Raw genomic sequence first — 21,327 nt, forward strand, 5'->3', positions numbered from 1 at the left:
TGTTGTCCCGACAAGGGCGCTTGCGAACCCCGAGCGATCCGGGCGCGTCGGTCGGCCCGTGTCCCCTCCGCCCTCCTTCCGCCCCGTCGGCCGCTTCGCGCCGAGCCCGACCGGCGACCTCCACTTGGGCAGCGCGCTGGCGGCGCTGGCAGCCTGGGCGAGCGCTCGGCGCCGGGGCGGCCGGTTCGTGTGGCGCGTCGAGGACTTGGACGGGCCCCGCGCGGTCCCGGGCGCGGCCGGGCGCCAGATCGAGGACGCGCGCTGGCTCGGCCTGGACTGGAACGAGGGCCCCGACGTGGGCGGACCGCACGGGCCGTACCGCCAGTCCGAGCGGGGCGACGTGTACCGGGCCGCGCTGCGGGCGCTGGCGGAGGGCGGCCACCTGTTCCCCTGCCGCGTCTCGCGGCGCGACCTCCGCGAGCTGGCGAGCGCGCCGCACGGGCCGGACGGCGGGACGCCCTACCCCGCCTCGCTCCGCCCGACAGACCTGGCCCCCGGCTGGTTCGACGACCCCGCCGCACGCGCCGACGCTGCGCTCCGGTTCCGCGTCCCGCCCGGCGAGGTGTCGTTCGAGGACGCCGTGGCGGGCCGCGTCGTTGAGGACGTCCGCCGGTCCGTCGGCGACTTCGTGCTGGAGCGGCGCGACGGCGTGGTCGCGTACCAGCTCGCCGTGGTCGTGGACGACCTGGCGATGGGCGTCACCGAGGTGGTCCGAGGGCACGATCTGCTGCACTCGACGGCGCGGCAGATCCTGCTCATTCGCGCGCTCGGCGGCCGTGTCCCAGCCTACGCGCACGTCCCCCTGCTGGTCGCGGCCGACGGCGAGAAGCTGTCCAAGCGCGACGACTCGCTCACGATCCGGTCGCTCCGGGCGGCCGGCGTCGCGGCCGAGGCGGTCGTCGGGTGGCTCGCGGCGACGCTCGGCCAGGGCGACGTGGGACGGCGGACACCAGCGGAGGTCGCGGCCACGTTCGAGATCGGCCGCGTCCGCCCGGACCCGGTGCCGGTCCCCGACGATCTTGCCGGCCGCCTCCTCGCCTCGTGACGACCGCCGATCCGCCATGCCCGTCCCGCTCCGACTCCTCGTTCTGCTCGTCGCGCTCGCGCCGGTCGCCGGCGCCCAGATGCTCCCGTCCGGCACCTGGACCGGCACGCTCACCGACGCCGACGGCGACCGCCACGCGATCGAGGCCGAGATCGAGCGGTGCGCGTCCGGCTTCACGGTGGACGTGACTGTCGACGGGCGGACGGCGACCGTCTCGGAGGACGCCCCGGCGATATGGGAGCGCGGGCGGCTCCGGTTCACCACGAGCCGCGTCCGCCTGCCCGGGGCGCTGCTGCCACGCGCGCTCGCGTGCGACCTCTCGGCCGACGCGGAGGGCGCCCTCCGCGGGACCTGCGCGGTCGGGCGCGGACGGGTCCGCATGGAGCTGGTGCCGCCCGCCGACGCCGCGTTCGGCTGCGACTAGAGTCGGTGGGTCAGTACTCCGGTGCGTCAGCGGGGTGGTCGATCCAGGCGAGACGGTCCGCATCGACGCGGAACGACTGACTCATACCCGCCCTCTCTGGTTTGGGGTCATCCCCGCGAAGGCGGAGAGCCAGGACGGGCGGGCTGGGTGCCCCCCACTCTCTGGATGGTCTGGCGCCTTCGCTCTGCGGTCCCGCCTGCGCGGGAAGGACCCGGCGCGAGGAGTGAGGCACAAACCCGAAGACGTGGTATCACTGGCCCACTGCGCGAAGCGCTTCAGCGCGCCCGCGTCTGCCACGAGGCGTCGCCAGCGAACCGGCGGGACGCGGCGTAGACGAAGAACAGGCGGCGGGCCCGGACCTCGCGGCGGCCGTCGGCGACGGCCCAGCCAGCTTGGGCGGCGTTCGCCCCCAGCGACAAGCCGGACAGCGCGGCCGTCACGCTCTGGACCAGGAAGTCGGGCGTCGCCAGCGCGACCGACAAGGCCGGCGCGGCGAGCGGGATAAACTGGCCCGGCCGCTCGGCGTAGCGCGTGACCAGCTCGCGGAGGTAGCCGACCGACGAGACGGAGTCTTCGATCTCGGCCACGGCCGGCGCCACGCGCTGGCGATAGACGCGGTCGGCCTCGACGGCGAAGTCGGGGTCCCAAGCGGCCGACGCCACCTCGGCGGCGAACTCGTCGACGGCGGCGCGGAACCGGGCGAGCGCGGGGTCGAGGTCGGCCCGGATGTCCAAGACCTCGGCGACCGTCGCCCGGTCGAACAGGGGGAGCGTTTGCAGCACGTGGCCGGCGAGCCCGCCGTCGCGCGCCCGGTGCGCTCGGGGCTCCGACACACCGACGCGGCCCTCGGCAACGGCGTCGCGCAGGGCGTCGGCCGTGGGCCCGTCGAGCAACGGCGTCGTGTGGCCGCGCGCGACCGCGTCCGCGACGACGGCGGCGTAGGTCTCGGCCGCCGCCTCGGCAAAGTCCGACGGCCGGGCGACGGCCCCGACACCCAGCGTCTCGACCGTCAGCCGGCCGGCCGCGACCGCCGGGGCGAGGGCGTCGAGCCCGCTCTCGACGACGGCCTCGGCGAGCAGCCGGCGGTAGCGCCTCCACCACCCGTCGACCGTGGCCCGGACGACGTCCCGGTCGACGTGGCGCGAGCCGGCGACGGCCGCCAGCCGGGCCGGCGCGTCGTCCAGGCCGAGGTCGTCGGCCAGGCCGGCGAGCACGTCGAGGCGGGCGGCCACGCCCGTCGGGGTGTGGTCGCGCAGGCGGACGAGCAGGCTCGCGGCCGGGCTGCACAGCGTGACGCGGTCGCCGTAGAGCAGCGCCGCCTTGACGAGCGGCACGCCGACGTCGAGGTCGGGCGGGAGCGCCGAGCGCGGCGGCCCGACGCCGACGGTGAGGTCCATGACGGGCGCGGTGGGACCGGCAGGCTCGCGCCGACGGGTGCCAGCCCCGGGTCATGGGACTGGCGCACTACCGCCACACGGCGACCACGCACCCAACACGTAGGGACATGATTCATCATGTCCCCGGCGGTGTCCCGCGGTCGGGGAGGGGACACGATTCATCGCGTCCCTACGGTCGTTGGGGAGACCCGGCGATGAGCGCGCGACGCGCCGCTGTCACCCCGGCCCCCGACCTTTGGGCTCCGCCCAACCGGCCCGCTACGGGCCCGCTCGCGTATGCGCCGACAGGTCATCGAAAAGCTCGAAATCCTCGCCGACGCGGCCAAGTACGACGCCTCGTGCGCCTCGTCCGGCGGCAAGCGCGAGAACACCAAGACAGGCATCGGCAACTCGACTGGGGCCGGCATCTGCCACTCGTACACCGAGGACGGCCGGTGCGTCTCGCTCCTCAAGGTCCTGTTCTCGAACGTCTGCATCTACGACTGCGCCTACTGCGTCTCGCGCCGGTCGAACGAGGAGGTCACGCGCGTGGCCTTCACCGTCCAGGAGGTCGTCGACCTGACGATGGAGTTCTACAAGCGGAACTACATCGAGGGCCTGTTCCTGTCGTCCGGCATCTTCAAGGACGCCGACACGACGACGGAGAAGCTGGTGGCCGTGGCCCGGTCGCTCCGCCACGACCACGGGTTCAACGGATACATCCACCTCAAGGTGATCCCCGGCGCCAGCCCCGAGTTGCTGACCGCGGCCGGCCGGCTGGCGGACCGCCTGAGCGTCAACGTCGAGATCCCGAGCGAGGCCGGCCTGAAAACGGTGGCCCCGGAGAAGGACTACGACAGCGTGTTCGCGCCGATGGCGACGGTCCGCGACGGGATCGAGGCGGCGAAGGAGGAGCGGAAGACGGACCGCCGCGCGCCCCGGTTCGCCGCCGGCGGCCAGTCGACCCAGCTCGTCATCGGGGCGACGCCCGAGAGCGACCGCCAGGTGCTCGAGCTCGTCGACGGGCTCTACAGCGAGCAGAAGCTCCGGCGCGTCTACTACTCCGGGTTCATCGCGCTCGGCGGCGACGACCGCGTGCCGGACCCCGCGACCTACCGGGCCCCGCTCCACCGCGAGCACCGGCTCTACCAGGCCGACTGGCTCTTGCGCAAGTACGGGTTCGAGCTCGACGAGGTGGCCCCGCCGGGCTCCGAGAACCTGGACTCGGAGATCGACCCCAAGACGTCGTACGCGCTCCGCTTCCCCGAGCTGTTCCCGGTCGACGTGAACCGCGCGCCGATCGAGTGGCTCCAGCGGGTGCCGGGCTTGGGGCTCAAGTCGGCCCGGCGGATCGTGGCGGCCCGGCGGCGCGGCGTCGTCCGGTGGGAGGACTTGCGGTCGATGGGCGTCGTGCTCAAGCGGGCCCAGCACTTCCTGACGACGCCCGACCACCGGCCCCACCTGATCGGCCGCGATCCGGGGGCCGTCCGCCAGCGGATCGTCGGCGGTCACTCGGGCGCGCCCCAGCTGTCGCTGTTCGCGCCGGCGCCGCTGGCGCAGGCGGCGTGACGCGACTGGCGCCCTCCTCCGCCCGTGGGGACACCATGCGTGGTGTCCCTACTGACCGACGGCAACCGCCCGCGCTGCCCGTCGACCCGCACCTCGCGGTCGAGACCGACGGGACGTTCGCGGGCCTGCTCTGCGCCTACGCCGAGGGCTACCGTCGTGGCGCGCTCCCGGTGTCGGTCGGCCTGATTGGCGAGCCCGCGAGCGGGGCGCTGTTCGGCGACGTCGTGCGGGTCGAGACCGAGGCGGCCGTCGCCGACCGGGTCGAGCGGGGGCTGGAGCAGCTCGTGCCAGGGCTGGTCGGACGGCTGCGGCGGGCCGTCCTCAGCGAGCGGCCCGGCATCGAGGTCGCCGCGCTCCGGCTGGCCGACGCGGTCCGCGCCGAGGGCGCCGCGCCGGCCGAGGACTGGACGTTCGAGCCGGCCCGCGTCGTGGCCCAGTGGTCCGGCCGCGTCGGGCGCGAGGCGCACCGGATGGAGGCGTTCGTTCGCTTCGAGCGGCACGACTCCGGCGGCGCCGAGACCTGGGTGGCCACGACCCGGCCCGAGGTCCACGTGCTGCCGATCTTGCATCCGCACTTCGAGGCGCGCTACCCGACGCTGGCGTGGCGGATCGTCGACGTCCGGCGCGGGCTGGCGCTCGTCCACACGCCCGCGCCGGACCGGGCCCCCGGCGAGCCCGCCAGCCGGATCGTCCCGGCGGCCACGGTGGGGCTCGGCGACCCGGCGCCCGACGAGGCGGCCTACCAGACCATGTGGCGGGCCTACTTCCAGGCCGTCACCATCCCGGAGCGCCGGAACCTCAAGCTCCACCTCCGTCACGTGCCCAGGCGCTACTGGCCGTACCTCACCGAGAAGCAGGCGCCGGGCGGCTGACGGTCGCGGGGCTGATCTCCCGTAACGGGGACACACATCGCCCTCCACCATGCGCTTCGTCCTCGTCGCTGCCGTCGCGGTCACGGCCGCCTCCGCCCAGCCCGCCCTCTCCCCTACCGACCGGTGCGCCACCGGCGCCGAGCCCTCCGCCCGGACGGTGGAGGCCCTCTTCGTCGACGGCCGCTTCGATCCGTTCGTCGTCCGCTCCGGCCTCGACGAGACGGTCCTGACCCTGACCGTCTCGGACCCTGCCGTGGTCGAGATCGCCTGGCCCACCTTCTACACGACCCAAGCCGGGGTGCCGGTCGACTCCCTCGTCTTGCGCGACGACGGCGCCGGGGCCGACGCGGCCGCCGGCGACGGCGTGTTCTCGGCCGCGCCCGCTCGGCTCACCTACGACGGCTCGTTCGGGCCGGCGACCGGGTTCTTCAACGGCTACCGCCGTGCGCGCGTGACCTACGCCGACGGACGGACCGAGCGGGCGAGCGTGGTCCTCCCGCTAAGCCTCGGCATCCTGACCGACGCGGTCCCCATCGTCCGGCCTCAGCGTGGCGACCTCGGCGCCGGCCTCGGCGCCGGCATCGACCGGACCGACCACCTCGTCGCGACCGTCGGCGCGTTCGACGACGTCGAGGGGGCGACGGCGACGCTGCTCGGGCTCGTGCCGCTGGAGCCGGACTTCGTGCACATCGCGGCCCCGCACCCGGACCCGCTCGAAACGGCGGCGGGCCAGTTTCTCCACGTCAAGGCCGAGATCGGTGGGATCGGATTGGGGACCGTGGACCGCTCGGCCGACTTCGGGGCGACGGGCGCCCTCCGCGGCGTCGTTCAGACGTACCCGTTCCCGAACCCCGGCCTCCTGAACCACGAGCTCGGGCACTATTGGTTCGCGTTCCTCGACCCCGCGCTCGACCTAAACCGGGGGTCTCATTGGGCTGCGACCGAGCGGCCCTCGACCGGGTTCGGCAGTCCGACCTGGGGCGCGTACCCCGCGCTCACGCCGGCCGCGGGCGATACCGTCCGCGCGGCTCTCCTCCCGCGCGACGGGCACTACAACGACCTCGAGCTCTACCTCATGGGCCTCGTCGGGCCCGACGCCGTGGCCTCGCCGATCCGGGCCCTCCGGGACGCCGACCAGGTCGGCATCGAGGCCGGCACCTACGTGTTCGTCGCCGACGGCGTCCGCGAGGTGACGATGGACGAGATCGTCGCCGCAGAGGGCCCCCGCCAGCCGGCCGTTGGCCAGTCCCCGACGGCGTTCTCGATGGCGACCCACGTCGTCTACGACCGGCCGCTGACCGACGTCGAGTTCTCGTACTTCGACTACACCCTGCGGGCCTACGAGCAGGCCTCGGCGAGCGGTGCCGGGCTCTCGTTCGAGGCGGCGACTGGGGGCCGCGCAACCCTCACGACGCGCATGTTCTCGACCGGTGTCGCCGTGGAGGACGAGCCCACGCGGCGGCCCCGCCTCACCCTCGCCGGGGCAAACCCCGTCCGCGACGTCGTCCGCTTCCGGCTGGCCGACGTCCCGGGCGACGCCTCGCTCGCCATCGTCGACGTGCTCGGGCGGCGCGTGGTGGCGCTCCCGTCGGGCCCCACGGTCCTGTGGGACGCGTCGGGCGCCGCGCCCGGCGTCTACCTCGCGGTCCTTCGGCACCCGGGCGGCACCGCGACGCTCCGCTTCACCGTCGCCCGGTGAGCGCGGAGCCCGCCGGGTGATCGGCCCGCACGACCTCTCCGTCTGGGGAGGACACGCGCGGCGGGTTTTCCGGGTCGGCCGGCTCGCCCTTGACGAACGGGCCGATGTAGAGGCGCTGGATCAGGATGAGCCCGACGCCGAGCACCGGCACCACCAGCAGGATGCCGAGGAAGCCCGCCAGCGAGCCGAGCACGATCTGGCCGGCCACAATGAACGCCGGGCCCACGCGGACCATCGAGCCCTGGACCTTCGGCGTGATCACGCTCCCCTCGATCTGCTGGGCCGTGATCGCCAGCCCCAGCGTCCACAGGCCCATCGTCGTCCCCTCGGCGAAGCCGACGACGACGGCCGGGGCCCACCCGATGAACGGGCCGAACGTGGGGATGACGGTCAACGCCGCCGCGAACGCGGCCAGCGCGAGCGCGCCCGGCACGCCGATCAGGCTCAGCCCGACGGCCGCCATCGTCCCCAGCAGCGCGACGGCGATGCCGACGCCCCGGAGCCACGCCAGCAGCGTCGACCCCATCTCGGCCAGGACGTCGCGGACGAACGCCTGGTGCTCGTGGTCGAACAGCCGCGTCACGGCGGCCGTGTATTGGCTCGGCGCCGCGGCCGTGTAAACGGCCACGATGAGGACGACGAGGACGCCGGAGACGACGCCCGCCGCCGTCGAGAACCACCCGAGCAGCTGGCCGCCGACCGTCCCCAGCGCCTCCGGCAACGTCAGCGCGCTCTCGGGCAGGCCGAGCCGGTTCCGCGCCAGCTCCAGCAGCTCCGGCGCCCGCTCCGCCAGCGCCGTCGCCTCGTCCGCCAGCCGCGGCCCGCCGAAGACGGCCGCCGCGCCCAGCACGCCGAGCACCGTCAGCACGACGGCGGCCAGCGTCGCCCCGCGCGGGACGCCGGTGTGTTCCGCCAGCCACCGGCTCGTGTGGAAGAACAGGACGCCGATGGCGGCGCCCAGGAACACGAGGAGCAGCACCTGCCGCGTCGTCCACAGCACGAACAGCCCGACGACGGCCACGACCACGAGCGCGACGACGTACCGCGCGCGCTGGCGGAACGCCTCGGGCGTGTCGAGGGGGGTGTGGTGCTCCGGTGTCATGGGCCTGGGACGCCGGGCGGGCCCGGGAGGTCCCGCCCCGACGGCGGGCCCGGCCGATGCCAGGGCTTCCCCGGGAGGCGGCCGTCGCCTCCCCCGAGCGGCCCAGCGTCTCATGGCCCCTCCGGACAGACCGAACGAGCGCCGCTATTGGGCGACGTTCATTCTGACCGACGGGCGAAGGAGGCTAAGATCATCTCCACGCTGTCCGCGGCGCGCTCGGAGAGGTCTGAGGCCCCGACGATTTGGTCCGCTTGCTCCTGCCACGCTTCGTCTCCGGAGAGCAGGTACGCACGGCGTGTGTAGTCCAGTGCCAGGAGCGGGTTGTTCTCGACGAGCGCGCCCATCTGGCCGTAGTGCGCTTCTTGCTCGCCGAGATACGTCAGGTACCGGGCGAGCTTCTGCTCAAGCTTGTCGTCGGCCGTCACGTACTCCGTCCGGACGAAGTCCGAGGGCACGTTCGCACCCGGCGCCTTCACGACCAGCGTCTCCTTGCCGAGCGCCTGCATCACCCCGATCTCGTAGAAGATGTTCGCCAGCGTCTTCGGCGCGACATCCTGGTGGAGGAGGGCCACGCCGACGGGGACAGCCACGATGATCTCCCAGATCTTGTGGAGGAAGTCCCGGCCGGTCGTGAAGCTGTTGGCATCGACCACGTCGAACCCGTCCCCACGGAACGCGGCCTCCACTCGCTCGCGGATCGTGACCAGCTCGGGAGGGAGCGCGCCTCCCAACTGCGTCATCAGGAAGCACGTCCGGCAGCGGGTCGCGATGGGGACCGTGTGGGCGTCCCCGTCCGTGAGCCGGTAGACGATCATTTCGCGGTCTTCCGCTTCCGCGCGATGGGGACGTTTGCGTAGGGCCCCTCCGATTTTTTGTGGCCCAGGATCAGCCCCCTCGTCCGGTCGACCTTGACGTACCGGCCGCTCCGGGGGTTCTTGACCTGGACAATGTCGCGCTTCTTCGTCGGCATGGCGGAAGGGAGAACGTGCCTGGAAGGTAGGGCGCGAGCGCGAAGGACGACCGGCCCCGACCCGCTGAACGCACGCGGCCAGCGGGCCGGGGCCGACGCCTACGCCAGTTCGAGCTGGGCGTTGAGGAAGTCGCGGAGCACGTAGTTCAAGATCCCGCCGTGGCGGTAGTACTCGACCTCGACCGGCGTGTTGAGCGCGACCGTCACGTCGAACGTCGTCTCCGCGCCGTCGGCGTTGGTGGCCGTGACGGCGAGGGTCTGGCCCGGCGCGAGGTCGTCGGCGACGGGGAGGTCGAACGTCTCGGTCCCGTCGAGCCCGTGCGTCGCCAGCGTCTCGCCGGGCTGGAACAGGAGCGGCAAGACGCCCATCCCGACCAGGTTCGACCGGTGGATCCGCTCGAACGACTCGGCCACGACCGCCTTGATGCCGAGCAGCAGCGTGCCCTTGGCAGCCCAGTCGCGCGACGAGCCCATCCCGTAGTCCTTCCCCGCGAACACGACGAGCGGCGTGCGCTCGGCGGCGTAGGCCTGGGCCGCGTCGTAGATGTACATCTGCTCGCCGTCCTTCGTCGTCCAGCAGCCCTCGGTGCCGGGCGCCATCTGGTTCCTTAAGCGGATGTTGCCGAACGTGCCGCGCGTCATCACGCGGTCGTTGCCACGGCGGCTCCCGAACGAGTTGAAGTCCTTCGGCTCGACGCCGCGGTCCTGGAGGTACTGCCCGGCGGGCTCGGACTTGGGGATGGCGCCGGCCGGCGAGATGTGGTCGGTCGTGACCGAGTCGCCGACCTTGACGAGCGTCTTGGCGCCGGTGATCGGCTCGATGGCCGGGACCTCGGGGGTCACGTCCAGGAAGAACGGGGGCTCCTGGATGTAAGTGCTCGACTCCTGCCAGTCGTAGACGGCGCCCTCCGACGTGTCGATGGCGTTCCAGCGCGGGTTCGAGTCCTCGATCCCGTCGTAGAGCTCCTCGAACTGCTCGCGCGTCACGGCCTGCTGGACCGCGTCGAGGATCTCCTGCTGCGACGGCCAGAGGTCCTTGAGGTACACGTCGTTGCCGTCCTGGTCCTGCCCCAACACGTCGTTCTGCAAGTCGATGTCGACGGTCCCGGCGAGCGCGTAGGCGACCACGAGCGGCGGGCTCGCGAGGTAGTTGGCCTTGACGAGCGCGTGGATGCGGCCCTCGAAGTTCCGGTTGCCGCTCAGCACGCCCGACACGATGAGGTCGCCGTCGGTGACCGCTTCGGCGACCGGGACCGGGAGCGGGCCCGAGTTGCCGATGCACGTCGTGCAGCCGTAGCCGACCAGGTTGTAGCCGAGCTCGTCGAGGTAGGGCTGGAGCCCGGCCTTCTCGAGGTAGGCCGTGACCACGCGGCTGCCCGGCGCCAGGCTCGTTTTGACGTAGGGCTTGACGCGCATCCCGCGCTCGACGGCCTTCTTGGCGAGCAGCCCGGCCGCCAGCATCACGCTCGGGTTCGACGTGTTGGTGCAGCTCGTGATGGCCGCAATCGCCACGTCGCCGTGCTTGAGGTCAAGCTCGTTGCCCTCGGCGTCGGCGTAGCGGCCGGTGTTGCCGAGCGCGTCCTCGGTCAGGCCGAAGCCCTGGGGCGAGGCCGGCCGCGTCAGGCTCTCGCGGAACTCGCGCTGGACGTCGCCGAGCACGATCCGGTCCTGGGGCCGCTTCGGGCCGGACATGGACGGCTGGACCTCGGCGAGGTCGAGCTCCAGGACGGCCTCGAACTCGGGGTCCGGCGTGGCGTCGGTCCGGAAGAGGCCCTGCATCTTGCAGTACGCCTCGACCAGCTCGACGTCGGCCTCGTCGCGGTTCGTGCGGCGGAGGTAGTCGAGCGTCTCGGCGTCGACGGGGAAAAAGCCCATTGTGGCCCCGTACTCGGGCGCCATGTTGGCGATCGTCGCCCGGTCCGGCAGGCTCATGGTGGACAGCCCCGTCCCAAAGAACTCGACGAACTTGCCGACGACGCCGTGCGCCCGCAGCATCTGGGTGACCGTCAGCGTGAGGTCGGTCGCCGTGACGCCCTCCTTGAGCTTGCCGCTCAAGCGGAAGCCGACCACCTTGGGCATCAGCATGTAGATGGGCTGGCCCAACATGGCCGCCTCGGCCTCGATCCCGCCGACGCCCCACCCGAGCACGCCGAGCCCGTTGATCATCGTCGTGTGGGAGTCGGTCCCGACGAGTGTGTCGGGGTAGGCGACCGGGAGCCCGTCGTCGCCGGGCGACGTCCAGACGGTCCGCGCGAGGTACTCCAAGTTGACCTGGTGGCAGATCCCGCGCTCGGGCGGGACCACGCTGAAGTTCTCGAACGCCTTCGAGCCCCACCGCAAGAACTCGTAGCGCTCCTGGTTCCGCTGGAACTCGATGTCGGCGTTGATCTGGAACGCCTGCGGGAGCGCGAACGAGTCCACCTGGACCGAGTGGTCGATCACCAGGTCGACGGGCACGCGCGGGTTGATGGCCTCGGGGTCGCCGCCGTTGCGGGCCATCGCGCTCCGCAGCGCCGCCAGGTCGACGACGGCCGGGACGCCGGTAAAGTCCTGGAGCAGCACGCGCGCCGGCGTGTACGGGATCTCGACCTCGGCCGGCGCCGCCGGGTCGTAGGCCGCCAGGTGGCGCACGTCGTCCTCGCCGACGGGGCCGGGCAGGTCGGCCTGGCGGAGGGCGTTTTCGAGGAGGACCTTGATCGAGAACGGGAGCCGGTCGAGGTCGGCGCCGGTCGCCTCGGCGACGCGGTCGAGTCGGTAGACGGTGTGGGCGCCGGCGGAGGTGTCGAGCGTGTCGCGGGCGTCGAAGAGGCTGTCAGCCATGAGGGGGAGCGGGTTCGGCGAGGGACGGTCTAGACGCGCCGGCGGCGGAATGGTGCCGGTGGCCGGCGCTCCGGACCGGATCTCCACGGGTGCCGCCCCCCGCCCGGGGCCCGGCCGCGCGGGCCGGGCCATGAATACGGCCTGGCTCGACGGCCGGGGCACCCCTCGGTGCTCCAAGTGACCTATCCTCCGGCCCTTCCGCCCGCTCCCACCACCATGCGCCTTGCCCTCCTCGTCGCCGCCTGCGCGACCCTCGTGTCCTCCGGTCCCGCCCAGGCCCAGTCCGCCCTGTGGACGGACGTTGCCGCCGCGTCGCTCGGCCCGTCCGACCTCCCGACGCTGCCGACGGCGTTCCGCACGGTCGCGCTCGACCGCGCCGCGATGGCCGACCGGCTGGCGGCGGCGCCGGACCGCGACCTCGCCCGCGGCGTGGTGGTCTCGATCCCTCTCCCCGAGGGCGGGCTCGTCGACGTCCGCGTGGTCGAGGCGTCGATCCTGGCGCCCGCGCTCCAGGCCCGCTACCCCGAGATCCGGACGTACCTCGCGGAGGGGCCAGGCGGGGTCCACGGCCGGCTGAGCCTGACGCCGGCCGGCTTCGCGGGGATGCTGTTCACGCCCCAGGGCACGCTCTACGTCGACCCGTACGCGCGCGACGGGGCCGAGGTCTACGTCGTGTACCGGGCCCGGGACCTGGTCGTCGACCCCGCGCTCCGCGGGCGCGTGGCCGACGAGGTCCGCGACGGCGGGGCCGACCTGGGCACGCCGGGGCTCGCGGCCACGAACGGCGAGACGCTGCGGACGTACCGGCTGGCGGTCGCCGCGACCGGCGAGTACACCCAGTTCCACGGCGGCACCGTCGCCGACGGGCAGGCGGCCATCGTCGTCGCGATCAACCGGGTGACGGGCGTCTACGAGCGCGACTTCTCGGTCACGTTTACGCTCGTCGCCGACAACGACCAGGTCGTCTTCACCGACGGCGCGACCGACCCCTACACGAACAGCAGCGGGGGGGCCATGCTGAGCCAGAACCAGGTGACGCTCGACGCCGTGATCGGCACGTCGAACTACGACATCGGCCACGTCTTCTCGACCGGCGGCGGCGGCGTCGCTTACCTCGGCGCCGTGTGCGACAGCGAGATCAAGGCCGGCGGCGTGACCGGGCTCGGCTCGCCCGTCGGCGACGCTTTCTACATCGACTACGTGGCGCACGAGATCGGCCACCAGTTCGCGGGCAACCACACGTTCAACGGGAACGCCGGCGCGTGCGCCGGTGGCAACCGGAACGGGTCGACGGCCTACGAGCCCGGCTCGGGCTCGACGATCATGGCCTACGCGGGCATCTGCGGCGCCCAGAACATCCAGTCCAACAGCGACGACATCTTCCACGTCGCGTCGCTCGACGAGGTGACCGCGTTCATCACGACGGGCGGCGGCTCGACGTGCGGCACGGCGACGCCGACCGGCAACCCGGTCCCGAGCGTCTTCGCAACCGGCGGCTTCACGATCCCCGTCGGCACGCCGTTCGTGCTCACGGGCAACGCCACCGACGACACGCCGGAGACGCTGACCTACATCTGGGAGGAGTTCGACCTAGGCCCGGCGGGCCCGCCCGGGAGCGCCACGCCGCCTTACTTCCGCTCGTTCGTCCCGACCGACAGCGCGACGCGGGTGTTCCCCCAGTTCGACCGGCTCCTGGCCGGCCTCCCGCCGGTCATCGGCGAGGCCTACCCGCAGGGGACGCGGACGCTGACGTTCCGGCTCACGGCGCGCGACAACGAGCCCGGCGGCGGCGCCATCGACGACGCCGCGGTCACGATCGACACCGACGGCTCGGCGGGGCCCTTCGTGGTCACCTTCGCCACGACGCCCAACCAAGTCTACTCGTCCGGCCCGGCGACGGTGACGTGGGACGTGGCCGGGACCGACGGCGGCGCGGTCAACACGCCGACCGTCGACATCTTGCTCTCGACTGACGGCGGGGAGTCGTTCACGCCGATCAAATCGAGCACACCGAACGACGGGTCCGAAGAGGTCTTCTTCTCGACGTTCACCGACAACGCCCGACTCCTGATCCGCGCCGTCGGCAACGTGTTCTTCAACGTGAACCCCCAGCCGTTCACGATCACCGACCAGGACCCGCCGATGATCGCCGTCGACCCGGCCTCGATCTCGCGGACGGTGCCCGAGGGCGGGACGGCGACCGAGACGGTGACGGTCTCGAACACGGCCGCGCCCGGCGCGCTCGACCTGGTCTGGAGCGTCGACGTGGTCGAGGACGCGGCGCTTTTGCCCGCGCAGGCCCCAGCGCGCGACCTGCCCAAGGGCTCGGCGCAAGATGACGGAACCGGGGCAGCGGCTCTGCTCGGGAGTGGCGGGCCGGACGGGTTCGGCTACACCTGGGTCGACTCCGACGAGGCCGACGGGCCCTCCGTCGAGTTCCAGGACGTCTCGGGCACCGGCGACGTGGTCACCTTCGTCCAGCAGGGCTCGTTCCCGGCCGGTGACGAGGGCTACGCCGACATCGAGCTCCCGTTCGACTTCCCGTTCTACGGGGCCGAGTACGCGACCGTCCGCGTGGTCGCGAACGGGTTCCTGACGTTCTCGGACTTCGCCGCCAACTCGTTCACGAACGCGGGCATCCCGTCCTCGGGCGGCCCGAACAACGTGATCGCCCCGTTCTGGGACGACCTCGACCAGAGCTCCGGCGGGACGGTCTACACGGGGACGTTGCCGGACGGCCGGTTCGTCGTCCAGTTCGACGAGGTCCCGCGCTACAACACGACCGCGCCGCTGACCTTCCAGTCGATCCTGTCGCCCGACGGCAACGTCGAGTTCCAATACGGGACGATGACCGGGACGCTGACCAGCGCCACGGTCGGGATCGAGAACGGCGGGGGGACGGACGGGCTCCAGGTCGCCTTCAACGCGGCCTACGTCACGTCCGACAAGGCCGTCCGCTTGACGCCGCCGGTCCCGCCGTTCGTCACGGTGTCGCCGAGCGCCGGGACCGTGGCCCCGGGCGAGAGCGACACGTTCACGGTGACCCTGGACGCGACCGAGCGCGAGGAGGGCACCTACACGGCCGACTTGGTCGTGTCCTCGAACGACCCGTCCACACCGACGGTGACCGTCCCCGTCACGCTGACGGTCGGCGAGTCCGGCAACGTGTCGATCGTGATTGACGGGCCTCGCGGGTTCCGCTTCCTCGGGACGCCCGCCGCTGGGCTGACCATCGACGACCTCGCCGAGCAGAACCTCGTCCGCGGCGTCCCCGGGTACTACCCGGCCGCCGACCCGGCCAACCTCTTCACCACATACGACGCGGCCACCGGCGACTGGATCGAGTCGGACGGGACCGGCGAGGTGCTCGAGCTCGGCAAGGGGTTCCGGTGGTTCTTCTACGACCGCGACATCGGCAACCCGGACGTCAGCCGGTCGCGCAAGCTCCCGTTCACGCTCTCGACCGACCTGCCCGCCAACACGGCCGATGTCGAGATCACGCTCGACACGGAGGGAACGCGGATGAACTACCTCGCCAACCCGTTCGGGACGGACCTCGACCTGACCGGGATCGCGGGGTGGCCCGGCGGCGACGAGATCAGCCCGAACGCGCCCGTCTGGGTCTACGACCCGGTGGGCCGGTCGTTCGTCGCCGCGCCGGCGTCGATCCCGGCCTGGATGGGGTTCCGCGTCCGCGCCAAGGGGACGCGGGTCAACGGCGTCCCGCGCGTCGTGACGATCCCCGCCTCGGCCGCGGCCTCGGCGCCGCTCGCCCGTCGGTCCGACCGCGCGGCGGCGCCCGGCCTCTCGCTCACGCTCTCGGGGACCGACGCCGACGGCGTCCGGATCGGCGACCGGGCCATGACGTTCGCGTTCTCCGACGACGCCCGGGCCGCGTTCGACCCGTCCGAGGACGTCGAGAAGTTCCAGACCCCGGCCACGGCCTACGCGCTCATCGGGGCCCGGAACGGCCGGGCCTTCGTCGGCCACGACGCCCGGCCGTTCGCCGACGCCGAGATCCCGCTGGCCGTCGAGGCCCGGGGGACCGAGGCCGCGTTCACGCTCCGGTGGGACGCCGCGGCGCTCCCGGCCGGGCTCCCCGTCGTGCTCGTCGACCTGGCGACCGGCGCCGAGGTCGACGTCCGGGCCCGGTCGAGCTACTCGTTCGAGGTCGCCGCGCGCGAAGCGTACGCCGAGGCGCCCGACGGCGAGGTCGCCGACGGGGCCCAGGCGACGGACCGGTTCGTCTTGCGGATCGGGTCGGGCCTGGCGTCGGCCGAGGCCGGCGTGGCCGAGGTCGAGCTCTCGGCCGTCGCGCCGAACCCGTCGTCGGGCGGCGCGCGCGTGTCGTTCGCCGTCCCCGAGGCCGGGGCCGTCCGGGTGGCCGTGTACGACGTGCGGGGCCGCGAGGTCGCCGTGCTCGTCGACGGCACGATGGCCGCGGGCCGGCACGAGGCCGTGCTGTCGAGCGGGTCGCTCGCGGCCGGCGTGTACGTGGTCCGGCTGGAGGCCGGGGGCCAGGTGCTCACGCGACAGGCCGTCGTCGTCCGCTAGGTCCACGTTGGGTCCGCTGGGAGCCCCGCTGGCGATGTCGCTAGCGGGGCTCTCTTGTTCGGCCGCGCCCCCGAGACACCCGCTTGCTGACGGCCGACCGATGTGGCTAGTGCATCACTACTGGTGTCGGTAGGATCTACGTCACCGGGTTGAGCGGCGTCCGCCCGTGCCGCCGGAGACGGGCCGGCATGGCGACCTCAGAAACGTCGAGGGCCCCCGGACGTCGGCTTCGTGCACTACGGGTTCCTGAACGGTTCGGACGGGTCTCGTTCTGTGCTAGCGATCTAAGCGGTTGAGATTTCAAGACCAGGGCTCCGCGCCTCTGGTAGGGACTCCCCCGAGCTTTTCGGGCTCCTGTGGTAAGGCGAGGTAAAAAAAGAGGCCCGTCGGTTTCACGGATTGTTCGACTCCCGATATATTCGGAGGCATCGTGGTCCCCCACGCTCGCGGCGCGCTCGTCCTGTGCCTCTGCCTGGAGACCTCTCTCTCCGTCCCTCTAGGGTCATCCCTCCCCAAGTCATGTCACGACTCCTACTCGTCAGCGCGCTCGCGCTGGGGCTGGCTGCGTCTGCGCACGCCCAGTCCTCACCCTCGTCAGCGTCCGCCGAACAGGCGGCGCTCGACTATCTACGCGCCCAGGCGCCTTCCATGGGCCTGACGGCCGGCGACGTCGCCGACCTCACGGTCTCCGCCGGGCACCGGAGCGCGCTCAGTGGCATCAACTACGTCTACGTCCAGCAGCGCTACAACGGCGTCCCCGTCGTGGACGGGATCGTCACGGTCGCCGTCAACGGGCAGGGCCAGGTGGTCCACGCCGCTGGCGACCTCGTCCCGGGGATCGACTCGCCGGCGACCTCGAGCGCCGCGGCGCTCTCGGCCTCGGCTGCGGTCTCGGCTGCCGCCGCCCTCGTAGGCGCCCCCAAGACCCCGACGACGCCGGTCACGGTCGGCTCGGGCGCCGAGCGGTTCACGACGTTCGGCGAGGTCGCCGGCGTCCTGGTCACCGCCCGGTACGTCTACGTCGTGGACGGCCGCTCGGCCACGCTGGCCTGGGAGGTCCAGGTCCCGGCGGACAACGCCGAGCACGTCTGGCTCGTCCGGCTCAACGCCGCGACCGGCGCCGAGCTGTTCCGGCACGACCTGGTCGTGAGCGACCACTGGGGCGAGCCGACGCCGGCCCGCACGGCCACAGCCGCCACGATGGCGCCGTTCGTCGAGGCCGTCCCGAGCCCGAACCTCGCGGCGGTCTCGCCGGAGGACGGCTCGAGCTACCTCGTCTACCCCATCCCCTACGAGAGCCCGATCCACTCGCCGACGGTCCCGCCGGCCGACGGCCGCGAGCTCATTGAGGAGCCGGCCGACGCGGTCGCGTCGCCGTTCGGGTGGCACGACACTGATGGCGCCGACGGCGCCGAGTTCACGATCACCTGGGGCAACAACGTCCGGGCCTACCAGGACCGGAACGACGACAACACGGGCACGGCCGCCGACTCGCCCGACTGTGGCGCTGACCTCGACTGCGTGTTCGACCTCGACCTGACGCAGGCCCCTTCGACCTACACCGACGCGGCGGTCACGAACCTGTTCTACTGGAACAACATCACCCACGACATCAAGTACCAGTACGGGTTTGATGAGGCCGCGGGCAACTTCCAGGTCAACAACTACGGCAACGGCGGCCTCGGCAACGACGACGTCCGGGCCGAGGCCCAGGACGGCGCGAACACCGGCAAGTCCAACAACGCCAATATGTTCACGCCCCCCGACGGCCAGCAGCCGCGGATGCAGATGTTCGAGTGGACCACGGCGACGCCGCGCATTGACGGCGACTTCGACGCCGGCATCATCATCCACGAGTACACGCACGGCACCTCGAACCGCCTGACTGGCGGCCCGGCCAACGTCGGCTGCCTCAGCAACTCGGAGCAGATGGGTGAGGGTTGGAGTGACTACTACGGCCTGATGTTCACGCAGCAAGAGGGCGACACCGGCCCCATGCGGCGCGGCATCGGCACCTACGCCCTTAACCAGCCGACCGACGGCGTCGGCATCCGCCCGGCCCCGTACTCGACGGACTTCAGCGAGAACGACTTCACGTACCAGGACACCCGGACGCTCGCCGTCCCGCACGGCGTCGGCTTCGTCTGGGCGACCATCCTCTGGGAGGTCACTTGGGACCTGATCGACGAGTACGGCTACAGCTCGGACTTCTACGACGCCGACGGCGGCTCGGGCAACCAGGCCGCCATCGCGCTGGTCACGGAGGCCATGAAGCTCCAGGCGTGCTCGCCCGGCTTCGTCGATGGCCGCGACGCCATCTTCGCCGCCGACGCCGCGCTCTACCCCGACGCGGAGAACCCGGGCCGCGGGCTCAACTACGACCTCCTGTGGAGCGCGTTCGCGCGCCGCGGTCTCGGCGTCTCCGCCGACCAGGGCTCGTCCTCGACCAACGCCGACAACACCGAGGCGTTCGACACCCCGGTCGCGCCGGGCGTCGTCGAGGTCACCCCGGACGAGCTCACGTTCAACGTGACCGAGGGCGGGTCGTCCGAGGCCGACGTGACGATCTCGAACACCGGCAACCCCGGTGACGGAGACGTCCTGTTCACGGCGACGATCTCCCGTCAGGACCAGCCGGAGGACGACGACGACCTCGGCTCGGGCGGCCCCGATGCGTTCGGGTACGCCTGGATCGACTCCGACGAGGAAGGCGGCCCCGAGGTCGAGTTCCAGGACATCTCGGGCACCGGCGACGAGGTCACCTTCGTCCAGCAGGGCTCGTTCCCGGCCGGCGACGAGGGCTACGCCGACATCGAGCTCCCGTTCGACTTCCCGTTCTACGGGATGGACTACTCGACCGTCCGCGTGGTCGCCAACGGGTTCTTGACGTTCTCGGACTTCGCGTCCAACTCGTTCATCAACACGGCCATCCCGTCCCCGGGCGCGCCGAACAACCTTATCGCTCCGTTCTGGGACGACCTCGACATGTCCGTCACCAACGGCGGGACGGTCTACACGGGGACGCTGCCGGACGGCCGGTTCGTCGTCCAGTTCGACCAGGTCAAGCGGTACTTCGACTCGTCGTCGTCGCTGACCTTCCAGGCGATCCTGGGGCCCGAGGGCGACATCGAGTTCCAGTACGGGTCGATGGCGGCCTCGACGCTGGCCAGCGCCACGGTCGGGATCGAGAACGCCGACGGCACCGTCGGCCTCGAGGTCGCGTCCAACGAGCCCTACATCACGTCCGACAAGGCCGTCCTCTTCTTCAGCCCGGTCATCTGGGCCACGGTCTCCCCCAACGAGGGGACCATCGACGAGGGCGAGTCGGCCGACGTTACGGTCATGGTCGACGCCACGGAGCTCCCTGCGGGGATCTACACGGCCGAGCTCTTGATCGAAACGAACGACCCCGACGCCCAGGAGGTGATCGTCCCGATCACGCTCACGGTCGAAGAGGACAACGTGACGTCGATCGTGATCAACGGCCCGAAGGGGTTCCGCTTCCTCGGGACGCCCGCTGAGGGCCTGACCGTCGACGACCTCGCCGAGCAGAACCTCGTCCGCGGCGTGCCCGGGTACTACCCGGCCGCCGACCCGGCCAACCTCTGGACCGAGTACGACGCGACCACCGACGAGTGGATCGAGTCGGACGGGACCGGCGAGGTGCTCGAGCTGGGCAAGGCGTTCCGGTGGCGGTTCTACGACAAGAACATGGGCAACCCCGACATCTCGGTGTCGGTCGAGCTCCCGTTCACGTTGTCGACGACGCTCGACACGAACGAGGACCCGGTGACCGTCGAGCTCCAGACCGACGGGACGCGGTTCAACTACCTCGCCAACCCGTTCGGCGAGGACCTTGAGCTGTTCGGGATCGAGGACTGGGAGGGGGCCGACAACCTGTCCCCGTCGCCGGTCTGGACCTATGACCCGGTCGCTCGGATGTGGACGGCCGCGCCGAACTCGATCGGGCCGTGGGAGGCCTTCCGCGTCCGCGCGAAGGGTCCCCGGACCATCGACCGGCCCCGGACCCTGACGATCCCGGCGTCGAGCGCTGAGCCGACGTTCGCTCGTCGGTCCGACCGCGCGGCGGCGCCGGGCCTCTCGCTCACGCTCTCCGGGACCGACGCCGACGGCGTCGCCATCGGGGACCGGGCCATGACGTTCGCCTTCCGCGACGAGGCCCGGGCCGCGTTCGACGCCTCGGAGGACGTCGAGAAGTTCCAGACCCCGGCCACGGCCTACGCGCTCATCGGGGCCCGGAACGGGCGGGCCTTCGTCGGACACGACGCCCGGCCGTTCGCCGACGCCGAGATCCCGCTGGCCGTCGAGGCCCGGGGGACCGAGGCCGCGTTCACGCTCCGGTGGGACGGCTCGGCGCTCCCGGCCGGGCTCCCCGTCGTCTTGGTCGACCTGGCGACGGGCGCCGAGGTCGACGTCCGGGCCCGGTCGAGCTACTCGTTCGAGGTCGCCGCGCGGGCGGCGCACGACGAGGCCCCGACGGCCGAGGTCGCCGACGGGTCGGCGGCGACGGACCGGTTCGTGCTGCGGATCGGGACCGGGCTGGCCTCGGCCGAGGCCGGCGTGGCCGAGGTCGCGCTGGAGGCCGTGGCGCCGAACCCGTCGTCGGGCTCGGCCCGCGTGTCGTTCGCGGTCCCGGAGGCCGGGGCCGTCCGGGTGGCCGTGTACGACGTGCGGGGCCGGGAGGTCGCCGTGCTCGTCGACGGCACGATGGCGGCGGGCCGGCACGAGGCCGTGCTGTCGAGCGGGTCGCTCGCGGCGGGCGTGTACGTGGTCCGGCTCGAGGCCGGGGGCCAGGTGCTCACGCGACAGGCCGTCGTCGTCCGCTAGCGGACCCTGCCGGTCGGTGCCCATGACCGGCCGGCGGCCCTGACGGAA

At 72.3% G+C, this 21,327-nt stretch carries 12 protein-coding genes; 7 read left to right on the forward strand and 5 right to left on the reverse strand.

The window, feature by feature from the left end; translation table 11 throughout:
• Positions 1-58: 58 nt before the first annotated feature.
• Together gluQRS and ACOOHE_RS18265 are read left to right on the forward strand one after the other, a co-directional pair.
• Positions 59-1,045 (forward strand): tRNA glutamyl-Q(34) synthetase GluQRS, encoded by a 987-nt coding sequence (gene gluQRS / locus ACOOHE_RS18260; RefSeq protein ID WP_420455527.1) that lies wholly within the window; start codon positions 59-61, stop codon positions 1,043-1,045.
• Positions 1,046-1,061: 16 nt separating this feature from the next.
• Entirely contained in the window at positions 1,062-1,469 is a 408-nt protein-coding gene (locus tag ACOOHE_RS18265) for a hypothetical protein (RefSeq protein ID WP_420455528.1), read from the forward strand.
• Between the two features lie 275 nt (positions 1,470-1,744).
• On the opposite strand, the gene ACOOHE_RS18270 is transcribed toward ACOOHE_RS18265, so the two are convergent.
• On the reverse strand, positions 1,745-2,866 hold the full coding sequence (locus ACOOHE_RS18270; protein ID WP_420455529.1) for a hypothetical protein: 1,122 nt from the start codon (positions 2,864-2,866) through the stop codon (positions 1,745-1,747).
• 276 nt (positions 2,867-3,142) lie between these two features.
• On the opposite strand from ACOOHE_RS18270, the gene ACOOHE_RS18275 reads away from it, so the two are divergent.
• From ACOOHE_RS18275 to ACOOHE_RS18285, 3 genes are read left to right on the forward strand one after another with little or no spacing between them, the layout of a single operon-like run.
• On the forward strand, positions 3,143-4,414 hold the full coding sequence (locus tag ACOOHE_RS18275; RefSeq protein WP_420455530.1) for a putative DNA modification/repair radical SAM protein: 1,272 nt from the start codon (positions 3,143-3,145) through the stop codon (positions 4,412-4,414).
• A gap of 35 nt (positions 4,415-4,449) precedes the next feature.
• Positions 4,450-5,286 carry a TIGR03915 family putative DNA repair protein gene (locus tag ACOOHE_RS18280; protein ID WP_420455531.1) on the forward strand — a complete coding sequence of 279 codons (837 nt, stop codon included), beginning with the start codon at positions 4,450-4,452 and terminating at the stop codon, positions 5,284-5,286.
• A gap of 49 nt (positions 5,287-5,335) precedes the next feature.
• Positions 5,336-6,985 (forward strand): choice-of-anchor X domain-containing protein, encoded by a 1,650-nt coding sequence (locus ACOOHE_RS18285; RefSeq protein ID WP_420455532.1) that lies wholly within the window; start codon positions 5,336-5,338, stop codon positions 6,983-6,985.
• Here ACOOHE_RS18285 and ACOOHE_RS18290 read toward each other — a convergent pair.
• From ACOOHE_RS18290 to acnA, 4 genes are all read right to left on the reverse strand, one after another.
• The gene (locus ACOOHE_RS18290; RefSeq protein WP_420455533.1) at positions 6,969-8,087 is read right to left on the reverse strand and encodes an AI-2E family transporter; all 1,119 of its coding nucleotides are present in this window, start codon (positions 8,085-8,087) and stop codon (positions 6,969-6,971) included. The genes ACOOHE_RS18285 and ACOOHE_RS18290 overlap by 17 nt on opposite strands.
• Before the next feature lie 158 nt (positions 8,088-8,245).
• On the reverse strand, positions 8,246-8,902 hold the full coding sequence (locus tag ACOOHE_RS18295; RefSeq protein ID WP_420455534.1) for a hypothetical protein: 657 nt from the start codon (positions 8,900-8,902) through the stop codon (positions 8,246-8,248).
• Entirely contained in the window at positions 8,899-9,057 is a 159-nt protein-coding gene (locus ACOOHE_RS18300) for a hypothetical protein (RefSeq protein ID WP_420455535.1), read from the reverse strand. The genes ACOOHE_RS18295 and ACOOHE_RS18300 overlap by 4 nt, the downstream gene beginning before the upstream one ends.
• Before the next feature lie 99 nt (positions 9,058-9,156).
• On the reverse strand, positions 9,157-11,877 hold the full coding sequence (gene acnA / locus ACOOHE_RS18305; protein WP_420455536.1) for an aconitate hydratase AcnA: 2,721 nt from the start codon (positions 11,875-11,877) through the stop codon (positions 9,157-9,159).
• Between the two features lie 216 nt (positions 11,878-12,093).
• On the opposite strand from acnA, the gene ACOOHE_RS18310 reads away from it, so the two are divergent.
• Both ACOOHE_RS18310 and ACOOHE_RS18315 read left to right on the forward strand, forming a co-directional pair.
• Positions 12,094-16,431: a reprolysin-like metallopeptidase gene (locus tag ACOOHE_RS18310; protein ID WP_420455537.1), complete on the forward strand. Its 4,338-nt coding sequence runs from the start codon at positions 12,094-12,096 to the stop codon at positions 16,429-16,431.
• Between the two features lie 519 nt (positions 16,432-16,950).
• Positions 16,951-21,279, forward strand: coding sequence for a M36 family metallopeptidase (locus ACOOHE_RS18315; protein WP_420455538.1), 4,329 nt, complete (start codon positions 16,951-16,953; stop codon positions 21,277-21,279).
• The last annotated feature ends 48 nt before the right edge of the window (positions 21,280-21,327 follow it).

Origin of the sequence: Rubrivirga sp., from assembly GCF_965213695.1 — a bacterium.
Classification (GTDB): domain Bacteria; phylum Bacteroidota; class Rhodothermia; order Rhodothermales; family Rubricoccaceae; genus Rubrivirga.

Excerpts from the sequence above, each read along its gene's own strand:
- ACOOHE_RS18265 (WP_420455528.1), top strand. The coding sequence starts at position 1,062 with ATGCCCGTCCCGCTCCGACTCCTCGTTCTGCTCGTCGCGCTCGCGCCG.
- ACOOHE_RS18270 (WP_420455529.1), bottom strand. The coding sequence starts at position 2,866 with ATGGACCTCACCGTCGGCGTCGGGCCGCCGCGCTCGGCGCTCCCGCCC.
- ACOOHE_RS18275 (WP_420455530.1), top strand. The coding sequence starts at position 3,143 with ATGCGCCGACAGGTCATCGAAAAGCTCGAAATCCTCGCCGACGCGGCC.
- ACOOHE_RS18280 (WP_420455531.1), top strand. The coding sequence starts at position 4,450 with ATGCGTGGTGTCCCTACTGACCGACGGCAACCGCCCGCGCTGCCCGTC.
- ACOOHE_RS18285 (WP_420455532.1), top strand. The coding sequence starts at position 5,336 with ATGCGCTTCGTCCTCGTCGCTGCCGTCGCGGTCACGGCCGCCTCCGCC.
- ACOOHE_RS18290 (WP_420455533.1), bottom strand. The coding sequence starts at position 8,087 with ATGACACCGGAGCACCACACCCCCCTCGACACGCCCGAGGCGTTCCGC.
- ACOOHE_RS18295 (WP_420455534.1), bottom strand. The coding sequence starts at position 8,902 with ATGATCGTCTACCGGCTCACGGACGGGGACGCCCACACGGTCCCCATC.
- ACOOHE_RS18300 (WP_420455535.1), bottom strand. The coding sequence starts at position 9,057 with ATGCCGACGAAGAAGCGCGACATTGTCCAGGTCAAGAACCCCCGGAGC.
- acnA (WP_420455536.1), bottom strand. The coding sequence starts at position 11,877 with ATGGCTGACAGCCTCTTCGACGCCCGCGACACGCTCGACACCTCCGCC.
- ACOOHE_RS18310 (WP_420455537.1), top strand. The coding sequence starts at position 12,094 with ATGCGCCTTGCCCTCCTCGTCGCCGCCTGCGCGACCCTCGTGTCCTCC.
- ACOOHE_RS18315 (WP_420455538.1), top strand. The coding sequence starts at position 16,951 with ATGTCACGACTCCTACTCGTCAGCGCGCTCGCGCTGGGGCTGGCTGCG.